The organism is Nocardia sp. NPDC051832 (assembly GCF_040681285.1).
Lineage (GTDB): Bacteria > Actinomycetota > Actinomycetes > Mycobacteriales > Mycobacteriaceae > Nocardia.
Genome location: NZ_JBFAYL010000003.1, coordinates 935,803 through 949,878, shown reverse-complemented (window position 1 = coordinate 949,878; position 14,076 = coordinate 935,803). Strand labels below are relative to the sequence as shown.

13 protein-coding genes are annotated in these 14,076 nt (G+C 68.5%); 9 read left to right on the top strand and 4 right to left on the bottom strand.

Annotated features, from left to right (window positions below):
• The first annotated feature begins 70 nt into the window (after nucleotides 1-70).
• Complete coding sequence (locus tag AB0M14_RS22050; RefSeq protein WP_364997768.1) at nucleotides 71-1,249, top strand: aminotransferase class V-fold PLP-dependent enzyme; 1,179 nt, start codon at nucleotides 71-73, stop codon at nucleotides 1,247-1,249.
• Between the two features lie 6 nt (nucleotides 1,250-1,255).
• Nucleotides 1,256-2,173, top strand: a complete 918-nt coding sequence (locus AB0M14_RS22045) for a ribonuclease Z (protein WP_364997766.1) — start codon at nucleotides 1,256-1,258, stop codon at nucleotides 2,171-2,173.
• A 25-nt stretch (nucleotides 2,174-2,198) separates the two neighbouring features.
• On the opposite strand, the gene AB0M14_RS22040 is transcribed toward AB0M14_RS22045, so the two are convergent.
• The gene (locus tag AB0M14_RS22040) at nucleotides 2,199-2,756 is read right to left on the bottom strand and encodes a TetR/AcrR family transcriptional regulator (RefSeq protein WP_364997764.1); all 558 of its coding nucleotides are present in this window, start codon (nucleotides 2,754-2,756) and stop codon (nucleotides 2,199-2,201) included.
• Nucleotides 2,757-2,828: 72 nt separating this feature from the next.
• Between AB0M14_RS22040 and AB0M14_RS22035 the strand changes: the two genes are divergently transcribed.
• Together AB0M14_RS22035 and AB0M14_RS22030 are read left to right on the top strand one after the other, a co-directional pair.
• Nucleotides 2,829-3,488 carry a lysophospholipid acyltransferase family protein gene (locus AB0M14_RS22035; protein WP_364997762.1) on the top strand — a complete coding sequence of 220 codons (660 nt, stop codon included), beginning with the start codon at nucleotides 2,829-2,831 and terminating at the stop codon, nucleotides 3,486-3,488.
• A 91-nt stretch (nucleotides 3,489-3,579) separates the two neighbouring features.
• Nucleotides 3,580-5,226, top strand: coding sequence for a fatty acyl-AMP ligase (locus AB0M14_RS22030; RefSeq protein ID WP_364997760.1), 1,647 nt, complete (start codon nucleotides 3,580-3,582; stop codon nucleotides 5,224-5,226).
• On the opposite strand, the gene AB0M14_RS22025 is transcribed toward AB0M14_RS22030, so the two are convergent.
• Nucleotides 5,223-5,852: a DUF2461 domain-containing protein gene (locus tag AB0M14_RS22025; RefSeq protein WP_364997758.1), complete on the bottom strand. Its 630-nt coding sequence runs from the start codon at nucleotides 5,850-5,852 to the stop codon at nucleotides 5,223-5,225. The genes AB0M14_RS22030 and AB0M14_RS22025 overlap by 4 nt on opposite strands.
• Nucleotides 5,853-5,993: 141 nt before the next feature.
• Between AB0M14_RS22025 and egtA the strand changes: the two genes are divergently transcribed.
• From egtA to egtD, 4 genes are all read left to right on the top strand, one after another.
• Nucleotides 5,994-7,325 (top strand): ergothioneine biosynthesis glutamate--cysteine ligase EgtA, encoded by a 1,332-nt coding sequence (gene egtA / locus AB0M14_RS22020; protein WP_364997756.1) that lies wholly within the window; start codon nucleotides 5,994-5,996, stop codon nucleotides 7,323-7,325.
• A 127-nt stretch (nucleotides 7,326-7,452) separates the two neighbouring features.
• Nucleotides 7,453-8,799 (top strand): ergothioneine biosynthesis protein EgtB, encoded by a 1,347-nt coding sequence (gene egtB, locus AB0M14_RS22015; RefSeq protein WP_364997755.1) that lies wholly within the window; start codon nucleotides 7,453-7,455, stop codon nucleotides 8,797-8,799.
• 104 nt (nucleotides 8,800-8,903) lie between these two features.
• Nucleotides 8,904-9,869 carry an ergothioneine biosynthesis protein EgtC gene (locus AB0M14_RS22010; protein WP_364997753.1) on the top strand — a complete coding sequence of 322 codons (966 nt, stop codon included), beginning with the start codon at nucleotides 8,904-8,906 and terminating at the stop codon, nucleotides 9,867-9,869.
• A gap of 61 nt (nucleotides 9,870-9,930) precedes the next feature.
• The gene (gene egtD / locus AB0M14_RS22005; protein WP_364997751.1) at nucleotides 9,931-10,902 is read left to right on the top strand and encodes an L-histidine N(alpha)-methyltransferase; all 972 of its coding nucleotides are present in this window, start codon (nucleotides 9,931-9,933) and stop codon (nucleotides 10,900-10,902) included.
• On the opposite strand, the gene pth is transcribed toward egtD, so the two are convergent.
• Together pth and AB0M14_RS21995 are read right to left on the bottom strand one after the other, a co-directional pair.
• Entirely contained in the window at nucleotides 10,899-11,474 is a 576-nt protein-coding gene (gene pth, locus AB0M14_RS22000; RefSeq protein WP_364997749.1) for an aminoacyl-tRNA hydrolase, read from the bottom strand. The genes egtD and pth overlap by 4 nt on opposite strands.
• Nucleotides 11,475-11,491: 17 nt before the next feature.
• Complete coding sequence (locus AB0M14_RS21995) at nucleotides 11,492-12,127, bottom strand: 50S ribosomal protein L25/general stress protein Ctc (RefSeq protein WP_364997747.1); 636 nt, start codon at nucleotides 12,125-12,127, stop codon at nucleotides 11,492-11,494.
• 342 nt (nucleotides 12,128-12,469) lie between these two features.
• Between AB0M14_RS21995 and AB0M14_RS21990 the strand changes: the two genes are divergently transcribed.
• The gene (locus AB0M14_RS21990; RefSeq protein ID WP_364997745.1) at nucleotides 12,470-14,074 is read left to right on the top strand and encodes a peptide chain release factor 3; all 1,605 of its coding nucleotides are present in this window, start codon (nucleotides 12,470-12,472) and stop codon (nucleotides 14,072-14,074) included.
• The last annotated feature ends 2 nt before the right edge of the window (nucleotides 14,075-14,076 follow it).

Below are 14,076 nucleotides of genomic sequence, written 5' to 3'. Positions count from 1 at the left end.
TCCACACCGCAGTGAATATTCTGGACGCCGCAGAGCTTGCGGAGTCGTTGAACGCTTGTGGAGGAAGTCGATGCTGGACGAGAGTCGCGTGCGGGCCGATACACCTGGGTGCAGGTCCGATTCAGGGCTGGTTTTCCTGGACAGCGCCGGTTCTTCGCTGCCGCCGCAAGTCGTGCTCGATACCGTCATCGGACATCTACGGCGCGAAGCCGAGGTGGGTGGTTACCGCGCCGCGAACGAGCGCCTCGACGATCTGACCGCGGTGAAAACCGATATCGGCGCACTGCTCAACGCCGACCCGAGCGGTATCGCGCTGAGCGACAGCGCCACCCGGGCCTGGGCCGACTTCTTCTACTCGGTGCCGCTGGGCCCCGGCGACCGAATCCTGATCTCCGGCTCCGACTATGCCTCCAACGGCATCGCCGCACTGCAACGCGCGCGCGCCACCGGCGCCCAGGTCGAGCAGATCCCCACCGACCCCAGTGGGCAGCTCGATCTGGACGCCCTGTCCCGGATGGTGGACGAGCGCGTGAAACTCGTCTCGGTCCTGCATGTCCCGACGAACGGCGGCCTGGTCAACCCGGCCGCCGAAGCCGCCCGGATCGCACATTCGGCCGGCGCGCTGGTGCTGCTCGACGCCTGCCAGTCCGCCGGTCAGATCGCCCTGGACGTCCAGGAACTCGACGTCGACGCGCTCTCGGTCACCGGTCGCAAATGGCTGCGCGGCCCGCGCGGCACCGGATTTTTGTACGTTCGCCCGGAATTGGCCGCCACCCTCGAACCGCAGCGGCTCGACCTGCACGGCGCACAGTGGACCGCCGCCGACAGCTACCAACTGGCACCGGACGCAAGCCGATTCGAATTCTGGGAATGCGATGTAGCCGGGCGCCTCGGCCTGGGCGCCGCCGTCCGCTACCTGCTCGACCTCGGCCCTGACGAGGTGTTCGCCGCCGTGGCCGCCCGGGCCGAACTTCTGCGCAAGACGCTGCCCGAGATCCCCGGCGTCACGGTCCGCGACCTCGGCTTGCGGCACAGCGGCATCGTCTCGTTCACCGTCGACGGCGTCGCTCCCGTCGACGTGCGTGATCGCCTGGCCGCGCAGGACATCACCGTCACGGTCAGCCACGCGAGCTCCACCCTGCTGGACATGACCGCCCGCGGGCTGTCCGCGGTGGTGCGCGCCTCGCCGCACTGCTTCGTGAGCTTCGACGAACTCGACCGCTTCGTCGCGGCCGTCGCCGAGCTGTAGGGCCCGATGTCACAGCGCGAACTCATCGTCCTCGGCACCGCCAGCCAGGTCCCCACCAAGGTCCGCAATCACAACGGCTACCTGCTGCGCTGGGGCTCGGAAGGTGTGCTTTTCGATCCGGGCGAGGGCACCCAGCGGCAGATGTCCTACGCCGGGGTCTCCGTCACCGACATCACCCGCATCGCCATCACCCACTTCCACGGCGACCACAGCCTGGGCCTGCCCGGCATCGTGCAGCGCATCAACCTGGACAAGGTGCCGCACCCGGTGCACGCCTACTATCCGGCATCGGGCGAGATGTACTTCGAAAGGCTGTGCAATGCCACGGCTTTCCGCCGGAATGTGGAACTGACTCCGCACCCGATCGCCGCCGCCGGGCCACTCGACGCGCCGGACGCGCCGTTCGCCATGACGGCGGCGCGGCTCTCCCATCCGGTCGACACCTTCGGGTACCGGCTCAGCGAACCCAGCAGCCGGCGGATTCTTCCGGAACGCCTGCGTGCGTTGGGCGTGCGCGGACCCGCGGTCGGCCGGCTCCAGCAGGACGGCGCCCTCGAGATCAACGGCCGGACCGTCACTCTGGACGAGGTCAGCACCCCGCGCCCCGGCCAGAGTTTCGCCTTCGTCATGGACACCCGCTTGTGCGACGGCGTCTACGAACTGGCCGCGGGGGTTGATCTGCTCGTCATCGAGGCCACCTTCCTGGATGCCGATGCCCGTCTCGCGGAGGAGTACGGTCACCTCACCGCCGCCCAAGCCGCCCGCGTCGCGGCCGAAGCCGGCGCCCGCAAACTGGTGCTGACGCACTTCTCCCAGCGCTACCAATCACTCGAACCGCACCTGGCCGAAGCCGAGAAGCATTTCTCCGGCGAGATAGTCGTCGCGCAGGACCTCACCCGAATCCCGCTGCCGCCCCGCCGCTGAGCGTCGCCGCTTTCTCCCGCGGAGCTCAGGCGAGGTGCAGTTCGAGGACCTGAGCGAGGAGTGCGCCGGGGTCGGCGGTCGGCGCGATCAACGCGAGGCTGCGGTTGGCCTGGAGCGTGGCGATACCGTGCAGGTTCGTCCAGAGCGCCAGGGCCCGCGCGCCGGGGTCGGGCGCGCCGGTGACCTCGGCGACCAATGTCGTGAACTGGTCGAAGATCGGCATGGTGGTGGCGCGGAGGTTCTCGCCGGAGCCTTCGAGCAGATCGTGCCGGAACATCAGCGTGAACATTTCCGGCCGGGCCGAAGCGAAGTCGACGTAGTCGATGGCCATGGCGCGCAGGCGGTCCCGGGCGGTACCGGCGGGGTCGATCCCGGCGAACTGGTCGATGAGGTCGGCGAAGCCGCGGGCGGCGATCGCCCCGAGCAGCGCCTGGTGGGTGGGGAAGTGGCGGCGGGGTGCGCCGTGCGAGACGCCCGCGGCGCGCGTGATGGCGCGCAGGCCGAGCCGGCCCGCGCCCACTTCTTCCAGCAGTTCGACGCCGACGCCGATCAGTCGCGCACGCAGAGTTTCGGTCTCGGCCATGGCGGTAAGTGTAGACAGTGTCTACCGCTTTCCTGTAGACAGTGTCTACAGACTTGTTCGGGAGGAAGATCCATGTGGTACTGGCTGTTCAAACACGTCCTGCTCGGGCCGCTGCTGCGGCTGCTGGGCCGGCCGAAGGTGGAAGGCCTGCACCATGTTCCGGCGGACGGCCCGGTGATCATCGCGGCCAACCACCTCGCGGTGATCGATTCGCTGTATCTGGCGTTGATCCTGCCGCGCCGCGTCACCTTCCTGGCCAAGCAGGAGTACTTCACCGGCACCGGGCTCAAAGGGCGGTTCCAGCGCTGGTTCTACACCGTCGCCGGCCAGGTTCCGGTCGACCGCACCGGCGGCACCGCGGCGGCCGATGCCCTGGCCGCCGCCACCAAAATCCTGAATTCCGGCGGCATCTGGGCCATCCACCCGGAAGGCACTCGCTCCCCGGACGGCCGGATCTATCGGGGCCGCACCGGCACCTTGCGCGTCGCCATGGCCACCGGCGCGCCGGTGGTCCCGGTAGTGCTGTCCGGCACCGACCGGATGAACCCGCGCGGCAGCAAGATCTTGCGGCCCGCCAAGATTCGCATCAGCATCGGCGCGCCCCGCTACTACTTCGCCGCCGACCAGCAGACCACGCCGCGCACCGCGACAGACGAACTGATGCGCGAACTCGCCGCCCGCTCCGGCCGCCCCTATGTCGACCGCTACGCCGCTCACTTCGCCCCGCGCTGACTCGGTGCGGCGAAACGGGTTAACGCCGCTCCGATCGCGCGGGATAGTGGAGTGGAGCAGCAGCCCGGCACGGCGATGAGGGAGTCGGACGTTGAGCAGGTTCACCGACGAGATGTACGCGACCGCACAGTCTTCCCAGCGCGGACTGGTGACCGGCGAGCCGAGCGCGCCGAAACGCCAGACCTGGGGTGAGATCCACCGGCTGGCCCGGCGCATGGCCGGCGGGCTGGCCGAGGCCGGGATCGGGCACGGCGACGCGGTCGGCGTGCTCGCGGGCATGCCGGTCGATATCGCCCCGGCCTGTCAGGCCATCTGGATGCGCGGCGCCTCGATCACCATGCTGCACCAGCCGACCCCGCGCACCGATCTGGTGGTGTGGGCCCGGGACACCGAAACCGTGCTGCAGATGATCGAGGCGCGGGCCGTAGTGCTCGGCGCGCCGTTCGAGGCCGCCGAATCGATTCTGCGGGAACACGGCATCGCGGTGGTCCGCATCGATCAGCTCCCCGACGGGCCGGACACCGACCCGCTGCCCACCGGCGAAGCCGATATCGCCCTGCAGCAGTTGACGTCCGGGTCGACCGGAGCGCCCAAGGCCGTGCAGATCACGCACGGCAACTTCTTCGTCAACGCCTACGACATGTTCAACCGGGTCAAGTACCAGCTCGATCAGGACGTGATGGTCAGCTGGCTGCCGCTGTTCCACGACATGGGCATGGTCGGATTCCTGAGTGTGCCCATGCAGTTCGGCGCCGAAGTGGTGTGCGTGACGCCGATCGACTTCCTGATGCGGCCGCTGCTGTGGGCCGAACTGGTGCACAAGTACCGCGGCACCGTCACGGCGGCGCCGAATTTCGCCTACTCGCTGCTGGCCAGGCGGCTGAAGCAGGCCGAGCCCGGCTCGCTGGATCTGAGCTGTGTCCGGTACATGTGGAACGGCGCGGAGCCGGTGGATCCCGACACCATGGACGCGCTCGCCGCCTCGGGCAAGCCCTTCGGCCTGAACCCGATGGCGCTCACCCCGGTCTACGGGATGGCGGAAACCACGCTGGCCGTGTCGATTCCCGATCCGGGAAAGGGACAGGTGCTCGACCTGATCGACGCGGATCTGCTCGAAGCGCTCGGCAAGGCGGTGCCGATCCCCGACGAGCACGCGCACCACGGCAATGTCCGCAGGCTTCCGACCCTCGGGTATCTGGTCGACGGACTCGAGGGCCGCATCGTCGACTCCGAACGGCAGCCGCTACCGACCCGCTCGGTCGGCGTCATCGAATTGCGTGGTCCGGCAGTCACTTCCGGCTATGTGACGGTGACGGGCTTCCGTCCGGCCCAGGATTCCGACGGCTGGCTCGACACCGGTGACATCGGCTACTTCACCGAGGAGGGCCTGATGGTGGTGTGCGGCCGGATCAAGGACGTCATCATCATGGGCGGGCGCAACATCTACCCGACCGACATCGAGCGCGCCGCCATGCGGGTGCTCGGCGTGCGTCCGGGCAACGCGGTCGCGGTGCGGTTGGACGCCGGTCAGAAGCGCGAGAGTTTCGCCGTGGTAGTCGAATCCAACGATTATCAGAACGCCGACGAGGTCAAGCGGATGGAACGCGAGATCGTGCACGAGGTGGTCTCGGAGGTCGGCGTGCGCCCGCGCACCGTCGCGGTTCTCGGGCCGGGCGCGCTACCGAAGACGTCCTCCGGCAAACTGCGGCGCGCGGCCACCGCGATGCATCTGCACTAGCCGACTACGGCGTTGAGCCATTCGACCAGGGGCCGCAACGTCTCCCAGGATTTGCGGATCTCCTTGCCCGCGCGCGGCGTGTCCAGCCAGCTGGGCGCGCCGTACTCCTTGCTGCAGCTGATCGCCTTGTGCCGGAGCAGGTCGATGCGCGGGTGGTCGGCCTCGAAGCCCTTGGGCTTGGTCTTCAGCTTCTCCCCGCCGAGGGCGAAACCGGCCTTGATCAGCTCAGCCAGGATCGCCTCCAGTTCCGCGCCGCGCACTTCGTCGTCGATGGTGGCGCGCAGTCGTGCGATCTGGTCCGGCGTGCCGGTGTAGAACCCGCCCGCGACGAACAGCCCGGCCGCGCCGATCTGCACGTACCAGCCGACCCCGGGCGCCGGGCTCACGACCGCGCCCTGATGGTCCTTGTACGGCGCCTTGTCTTTGGAGAACCGCACGTCACGATACGGGCGGAAGATCTTCGCGGTCCCGAAGTCCGGCTCCAGTTCGGCGGTCAGCGCGACCATCGGTGCACGTACCGACTCGTCGTAGACGTGCTTGTGCGCGGTCCAGAAAGCCTTGGAGTTGTCGGCTTCCAAATCCTCGTAGAAGTCCAGTCCCGCCAGGGGGAACCCGCTGAAGGTCATGCCTCGAATCTAGGCCATCTGGGTGTCAGTTCAGATTTCCTTCAGTTTCTTGTCGGTCCCCCTCGCTACGCTGGTTTGGGTCGGCCCGGCTCGAGTGGGCTCGCACAAGCAACACGAACCTAGAACACGGTGGAGGTTGGGATGGCGGTCACGCTCGCGCAGTCGGTATCGACCGGGCGCGTCACCACGTCGGGGGAATTGTCCTCGCGCGCCGCGGCGGAAGCCTATGTCGGCGGTGTCTGCTTCAAGCTGGGCCCACCCACACTGATCGGTGCCGAACTCGAGTGGCTCACCGTGCAGGGTGAGTGTTCGGCATCCGGCCCCGCCGCCGCCCCCCGCCCGCAGCTGACTGCACTGGCAGCCGCCCTCGGACCCTACGCACCGCGGTCCGTCGCCCCCGATTCACCGGCACACGCATTGCCCGGGGGCAGCCGGGTCACCATCGAACCCGGCGGTCAGATCGAACTCTCCAGCGCACCGTTCGCCACCGCCGCACAGTTGTGCGAGCAGCTGAGCGCGGACACCCGCCTGCTGCGCGACCTCCTCGAATCCCGGGCCATCCGCACCGTTTCCCTGGCCGCGGACGCCGATCGCCGACCCAAACGGTTGCTGCGACTACCGCGCTATCACGCCATGGAGCAGTCCTTCGGCGGAATCGGCCCGTTCGGCAAGCTGATGATGTGTAATACCGCCGCCACCCAGGTCAGCGTGGACGCCGGGGCGGACCGCGCCGAAGTCGCGGCCCGCTGGAAAGCGCTGTATGTCCTGGGCCCGGCCCTGCTCGCCGCGTTCGCGTGCTCCCCTTTTCTGCGCGGCGCCCCCGCGGGCGCCTGGGCCTCGCAGCGCATGCGCACCTGGCTGCGGCTGGACTACGCCCGCACCCGTCCACCCGCCGAGGACTGGTCCGACCCGATCGGGTCGTATAGCCGCTGGGCGCTCGATGTGCCGCTGCTGTGCGTCCGCCAGCCCGGCGGTGACAGCTGGGCCGCGCCGCCGGGCGCCACCTTCGCCGACTGGCTCTCCGGCGCGCTCGACGACGAAGTCGGCCGCCGCCCTGGGCCTGCCGACCTCGACTACCACCTGACGACGCTCTTTCCACCGGTGCGCGCCGCCGGGCATCTGGAAATCCGATACCTGGATGCCCAGCCCGACGACGGCTGGGCGACACCGATTCACGCGGTCGACGCGCTCGTGTCCACCCCGGCGGTGGTCGCCGAGGCGACCGCGCTGGCCGCTCCCCTCGCCGGGGCCTGGCTGGACGCCGCCCGCCGCGGTCTCGCCGATCCCGAGATCCGGACCATCGCCGCGGATCTGCTCGATTTGGCGGCGGCACACGCGGGAACCGATTCCGCCGCTGCCGAACTCGGCGACGCATCGCGCCGATGTCGCCGGGGACAGACCCCGACCGGAGATCTCCACACCGCCCGCACCGAAATCGCCACGGCTGACGCCGCGATGGGGCCCGATTCGTGAAGCCCCACTTCTGGATTACCCACAGTCATCCACACGCGCGCCGTGCGTCCCTACGCCATGCCGGGACGCCCCAGGGGTGCGAAGTCTCCCTTGTTCAGCGCGGCCGCATCGATTCTGGAGAACCCTCGTGACCAATCATCTGCCCGCGACAGACAACAACGGCACCGAGCAGCTGCGTAGCCGGATCGCCGAAGTGCTCACCCGGGCGCGTCGGCGTTCCCTGGCCCTGACCGACGTACTCGACGAAAACGAACTGGTGGCACAGCATTCGCGGCTGATGAGTCCCCTGGTGTGGGACCTCGCGCACATCGGCAACCAGGAAGAGCTGTGGCTGGTGCGCGATGTCGGCGGGCGCGAGGCTGTTCGCTCCGATATCGACGAGCTGTACGACGCGTTCAAGCACGCGCGCGCCAACCGGCCCGCGCTACCGCTGCTCGATCCCACCCAGGCGCGCGGCTACGTCGGCACCGTGCGCGAGAAAGTGTGGGACGTCCTGGAAGCCAGCGCTTTACGCGGTGACGCACTGGTCGACGGCGGCTTCGCCTTCGGCATGATCGCCCAGCACGAGCAGCAGCACGACGAAACCATGCTCGCCACACACCAATTGCGCTCCGGGGCCGCCGTGCTCAACGCGCCGCCTGCCCCGACCGGCGTCGTGTCCGGCTTGGTCGGCCGCGAGATAGTCATTCCCGCAGGCGAATTCACCATGGGCACCTCGACCGAACCATGGGCGCTCGACAACGAACGCCCCGCCCACCGCAGACATGTGCCCGGTTTCGCCATCGATGCCGTCCCCGTAACCAACGAGCAGTACCTGGCCTTTCTCGACGACGGCGGCTACGAACGACCGGAGCTGTGGTCCGACCGCGGCTGGACGCACCGCCAGGAAGCCGGGCTGGTCGCACCGCAGTTCTGGGAGCGTGACCCCGCCGGGCAATGGTGGCGGCGTGCATTCGGCGTCCCGACCCCGCTGCACCCGAACCAGCCTGTCCTGCACGTCTGCTGGTTCGAAGCCGAGGCCTACGCCAACTGGGCGGGCAAACGCCTGCCCACCGAAACCGAATGGGAGAAGGCGGCCCGCTACGACCCCGCCACCGGCGCCTCCCGCCGCTACCCCTGGGGCGACACCGAACCCGACTCCCGCACAGCCAATCTCGGCCAGCGCCACCTGGAACCAGCCGAAGTCGGCGCCTACCCGGAAGGCGCGTCCCCGTCCGGCGTGCACCAGCTGATCGGCGACGTCTGGGAATGGACCGCTTCAGGTTTCGACCCCTACCCCGGCTTCCAGGCCTTCCCCTACGCGGAGTACTCGGATGTCTTCTTCGGCGGCGACTACCGCGTCCTGCGCGGCGGCTCCTTCGGTACCGACCCCGTCGCCTGCCGCAGCACCTTCCGCAACTGGGACCACCCCATCCGCCGCCAGATCTTCGCCGGCTTCCGCCTCGCCCGCGACCTGCGACCCGAGGAACTCTGATGCACACTACGAATCGGTGCTCAGCACGGCGGACACAACCCGGTGACCAGGACTGGCGGAACGCGATGGCGGAACGCCGATTCGGGATCGGAGGGTGATCGCTGATGTGTCGGCATTTGGGTTACGTGGGGTCCGAGACCGCTGTTGGCGAATTGCTCACTCGGGGGCCGCATTCCCTGCGGACGCAAGCGTGGGCTCCGCGGGAGATGCGGGGTGGGGGAACCATCAACGCGGATGGGTTCGGGGTGGCGTGGTGGCGGGTGGTCGAGGCGACGTCTTCGGCGGCAGCTGACACGGCGGCGGTCGAGGCGGCGGCGAATGACAGAGCCGGTGCACAGGACCTGACCGCGGGGCGCGGGGATACGTCTGGGCGGGGTGGGGTGCCGGATTCCGGGGCCGGGGCGGGGCTGGTGGTCAGCCGGTACCGGAATTCGGATCCGATCTGGACTGATCCGGCGGTGGAAGAGGTACTGCCGCAGTTGAAGTCGGGGGCGGTGCTGGCTTCCATCCGGTCTGCCACGGTGGGGATGCCGGTGGAGCGGGCGGCTTGTGCGCCGTTCGTGGGTGGGCGGTGGGCGTTCAGCCATAACGGGGTGGTGCCGCAGTGGCGGCGGGTAGTCACCGCTGTTTCAGCGGATTTGGATACCGCTGCGACGCAGTGGGGGGCGACGCGGTTGTTCCAGACGGCACATTTGCTGGAGGCGGAGTCCGCGACCGATTCGGCGGCGTTGTGGGTGCTGCTGGGTGACCTGCTGGATTCGGCGGGGCCCGGGGGTTTCGTGGCCTCGCCCGGGGCGGCGCTGGCGCTGCTGGCTACCACGGTGCTTCAGCATGTGGCGGACGCGCGGCTGAACTTTCTGCTCGGCGACGGCGAACAGCTGTGGGCGACAACGGTTCATCACGCGCTGTCGGCGCTGGTCACCGAGGAGTTCGCGATCCTGTCCTCCGAACCGTACGACGACGATCCACGCTGGCAGCCGATTCCGGACCGCTGCGTGATCACGGCCCGGCCCGGCCACCTCTCGGTCGAGCCGCTGGCGCGGGCCGGCGCACCGGCGGGCGCGCCGTGAACCGGCTGCTGAATCTTCTTTCCTGGCAACACCTTCGAGTATCACCGAAAGGCGTACCACTATGACCGCACCGACACTGGAGATCCACCTATCCGACGACGACCTCACCGCGGCGCTGCGCGGCGATGCCCGGCTCGGCCTGACCTCGGAGCCGAAATCGTTGCCGCCCAAGTGGTTCTACGATGCCCGGGGCAGCGAGCTGTTCGAACGGATCACCGAACTGCCGGAGTACTACCCGACCCGCACCGAGCGGGCGCTGCTGGAACGGGTGGTCGGCGAGATCGCCCGGGCCGCGCAGGCCGAGGTGCTGGTCGAACTCGGCGCCGGGTCGGCCGCCAAGACCCGGCTGCTGCTCACCGCGCTCAGCGCCGAGGGCCCACTGAAGACCTATGTGCCCCAGGATGTTTCGACATCAGCGTTGCGCGCCGCGGCGGATGAGGTGGCCGCCGAGTTCCCGGGTCTCGCCGTGCACGGCGTGGTCAGCGATTTCACCGACACCCTGCACAATCTGCCCGGCGGCGGCCGGCGGATGATCGCGTTCCTCGGCGGCACCATCGGCAATCTGGTCCCGGACGAGCGCGCCGAATTCCTGCAAGGCATTCATGACGTGCTGGAGCCGGGTGAGCACCTGCTGCTGGGCGCGGGCCTGGTCATCGATCCGGCGATCCTGGTTCCCGCCTACGACGACGCCGCCGGCGTGACCGCCGAGTTCAACCGGAATGTGCTGCACGTCTTGAACAATCGACTCGGCGCGAACTTCGAACCGGAGAAGTTCACCCATGTCGCACTCTGGGATGCCGAACAGGAATGGATCGAAATGCGTTTGGCGGCAACCGAGGACATGACGGTAGCGGTACGCGATCTGGATCTCACGGTGCAGTTCACGCGAGGCGAGGAGCTGCGCACCGAGATCTCCGCCAAGTTCCGTTTGAACGGTCTCGAAAAAGAGCTGAGCACAGCGGGTTTCGCGACAGCTCAGGCCTGGACCGATCCGGACGACCGGTTCGCCCTGGTCCTCGCCACCCGCGCCTAGTGCAGCTGGTTCTGCGCGGTCTCCAGACCCACGCGCAGCAACAGTTCCACCGCGTCGGCCGCCTGCTCCACGATCACCGGGACTTCCTTGCGTTCCGGAGTCGCGAACTGCTTGAGCACGTAGTCCGCCGGGTCCTGGCGACCCGGCGGGCGGCCGATGCCGATGCGGGTGCGCAGGTAGTCCTTGGTGGTCAAAGCACTGGAGACGGAACGCAATCCGTTGTGCCCGCCCTCACCGCCGCCGCGCTTGAGCTTGATCGCGCCGAACGGCAGGTCGAGTTCGTCGTGCACGACGATCACCTCGGTGGGCGGCACGGAGAAGAATTTGGCCAGCGCCGCGACCGGGCGGCCGGAGACGTTCATGAAGGACCGGGGCTTGGCGATCAGCACCTGCCGGCCGTCCAGGCGCGCCTGCAGCAGGTCCGCGCCGGACTTCTTATGCACGGCAAAACGGCCGCCGACGCGCTCCGCGAGCACGTCGGCGACCAGAAAGCCGATGTTGTGCCGGGTGCGCTCGTATTCGGGACCGGGGTTGCCCAGTCCGACTACGAGCGCCGGCACGGAGTCGGTCATCTAAGACCAGGGGGTTCTTACTCGGCGCTCTCGGCGGCGTCGGCGCTCTCGCCCTCGGCTTCGGCGGTCTCGCCCTCGGCCTCGGTGGTCTCCTCGAGGGACTCGGCGGACGGGGCGGCGATGATGTTGACGACCAGGGTCTCGGCATCCGCGGCCAGGGTGACGCCGGCGGGCAGCTTCAGGTCACCGGCGTTGATCTGGGTGCCGGCCTCGAGGCCCTCGACCGAGACCTCGATGGCCTCGGGCAGCTTCAGCGCGTCGGCCTCGATGGCGATGGTGGTGGTGTCCTGCTGGACCAGCGTGCCGCTGGCGGCGTCGCCGACCAGGCTGACGTGCACGTCGGCGGTGACCCGCTCGCCCTTCTTGATGACCAGCAGGTCGGCGTGCTCGATGTAGCGGCGGATCGGGTGGACCACGACCGACTTGGTCAGCGCCAGCTGCTTCTTGCCGTCGATGACCAGGTTCAGCACCGCGTTGGTGCCGTGCTGACGCAGGATGGCGGCGAACGCCTGCGCGTCCAGCGACAGGTGCTGCGGATCGGTGGCGTGGCCGTAGAGAACGGCGGGAACATTGCCGGCACGGCGGGTGCGGCGGGCGGCGCCCTTGCCGAACTCGGTGCGAACGGCGGCTTCCAGAAGGTTGGCGTCAGACATGACTAGATCTACTCCTACGGCTCTACGGTGGCTGTCAGCTGTGGGCCAGGGTCCGAGCCCTGGCAAGTTGGTCTACTCGTCGGGCGAAAAGACAACGAGGACGACGGCCATGGAGCCGCGCCGCGTCGATCACGGTGTCACAAACTTCGCCTGCGTCGATTGCAAGAAACGTCTGCGGACACCCTCGCCGAGACAACCCGAACACTGTACCGCAAGGTGATGGCCCGGAATTAATCGGGAGGTCAGGCGCCGTACATTTGCGCAGAAACCCCGGGTCGGAGCCATGGTGCGCGGACCGCCTAAGCTGGAACGGTTGTCCGTTACCCGTGAAAGGTTCAGCCGTTGACTCTGCCCGCCGAGGTCGCCCGGCGCCGCACCTTCGCGGTGATTTCGCACCCGGACGCCGGTAAGTCCACGCTCACCGAGGCGTTGGCGCTGCACGCCCGGATGATCTCCGAGGCGGGTGCGATCCACGGCAAGGCCGGGCGCAAGTCCACGGTCTCGGACTGGATGGAGATGGAGAAGGCCCGCGGTATCTCGGTCAGCTCTACCGCGCTGCAGTTCAACTACCGCGCCGCCGGGTCCGATATCGACAATGTCATCAACCTGGTCGACACCCCCGGCCACTCGGATTTCTCCGAGGACACCTACCGCGTGCTGACCGCCGTCGACGCCGCGGTCATGCTGATCGACGCCGCCAAGGGCCTGGAACCGCAGACGCTGAAGCTGTTCCAGGTGTGCCGGCACCGCGGCATCCCGGTCATCACCGTCATCAACAAGTGGGACCGCCCTGGTCAGGCGCCCTTGGAGCTGCTCGACGAGATCAACGAGCGCATCGGCCTGACGCCGACCCCGCTGTTCCTTCCGGTCGGTATCGCGGGCGATTTCCGCGGGCTGCTGCGCCGCGGCGCGGAGGGCGAGGCCGAGGAGTACATCCACTTCACCCGCACCGCGGGCGGAGCGACCATCGCGCCCGAGGAATCCCTCACGCCGGAGCAGGCGCAGTCCCGCGAGGGCGAGGCCTGGACCACCGCCGCCGAGGAGAGCGAACTGCTCTCGGCCACCGGTCAGGACCACGATCAGGAGATGTTCCTCGCGGGCCAGACCTCCCCGGTCATCTACGCCTCGGCGATGCTGAACTTCGGCGTGCGCCAGCTGCTGGAAACACTGGTCGCCCTGGCGCCCGCGCCCGGCCCCCGCGCCGATGTGAACGGCGCCGATCGCCAGACCGTCGATCCGTTCAGCGCGGTGATCTTCAAGGTGCAGGCCGGTATGGACACCGCGCACCGGGACCGGCTGGCGTTCATGCGGATCGTGTCCGGCGAGTTCGAGCGCGGCATGGTCGTCACGCACGCGCAGACCGGCCGTCCGTTCGCGACCAAATACGCGCTGACGGTGTTCGGCCGGGACCGCACCACCGTCGACACCGCCTACCCGGGCGACGTGATCGGCCTGGTCAACGCCACGGCCTTGGCCCCCGGCCACACCCTGTTCGTGGACAAGAAGGTGGAGTTCCCGCCGATTCCGTCCTTCGCGCCGGAGCATTTCGCGGCCCTGCGCGCGCAGTCCGCGGGCAAGTACAAGCAGTTCCGCAAGGCCATCGACCAGCTCGATTCCGAGGGCGTGGTGCAGGTACTGCGCAACGAGGCGCGCGGTGACGCCTCGCCGGTGCTCGCGGCGGTCGGTCCCATGCAGTTCGAGGTCGTCACCGCCCGCATGCTGGGTGAATACAACGTCGAGACGCATCTGGACTTCCTGCCCTACACGATCGCCCGGCGCACCGACGCCGCCTCGGCCGACGAGCTGGGCCGCCAGCGCGGCGTCGAGGTCTTCACCCGCAGCGACGGCGTGCTGCTGGTGCTGTTCAGCGACAAGTGGCGGTTGCAGTACATCGAGAAGGAAATGCCGAAGATGACGCTGGAACCGCTGGTGGCCGCGGCGGACTGACG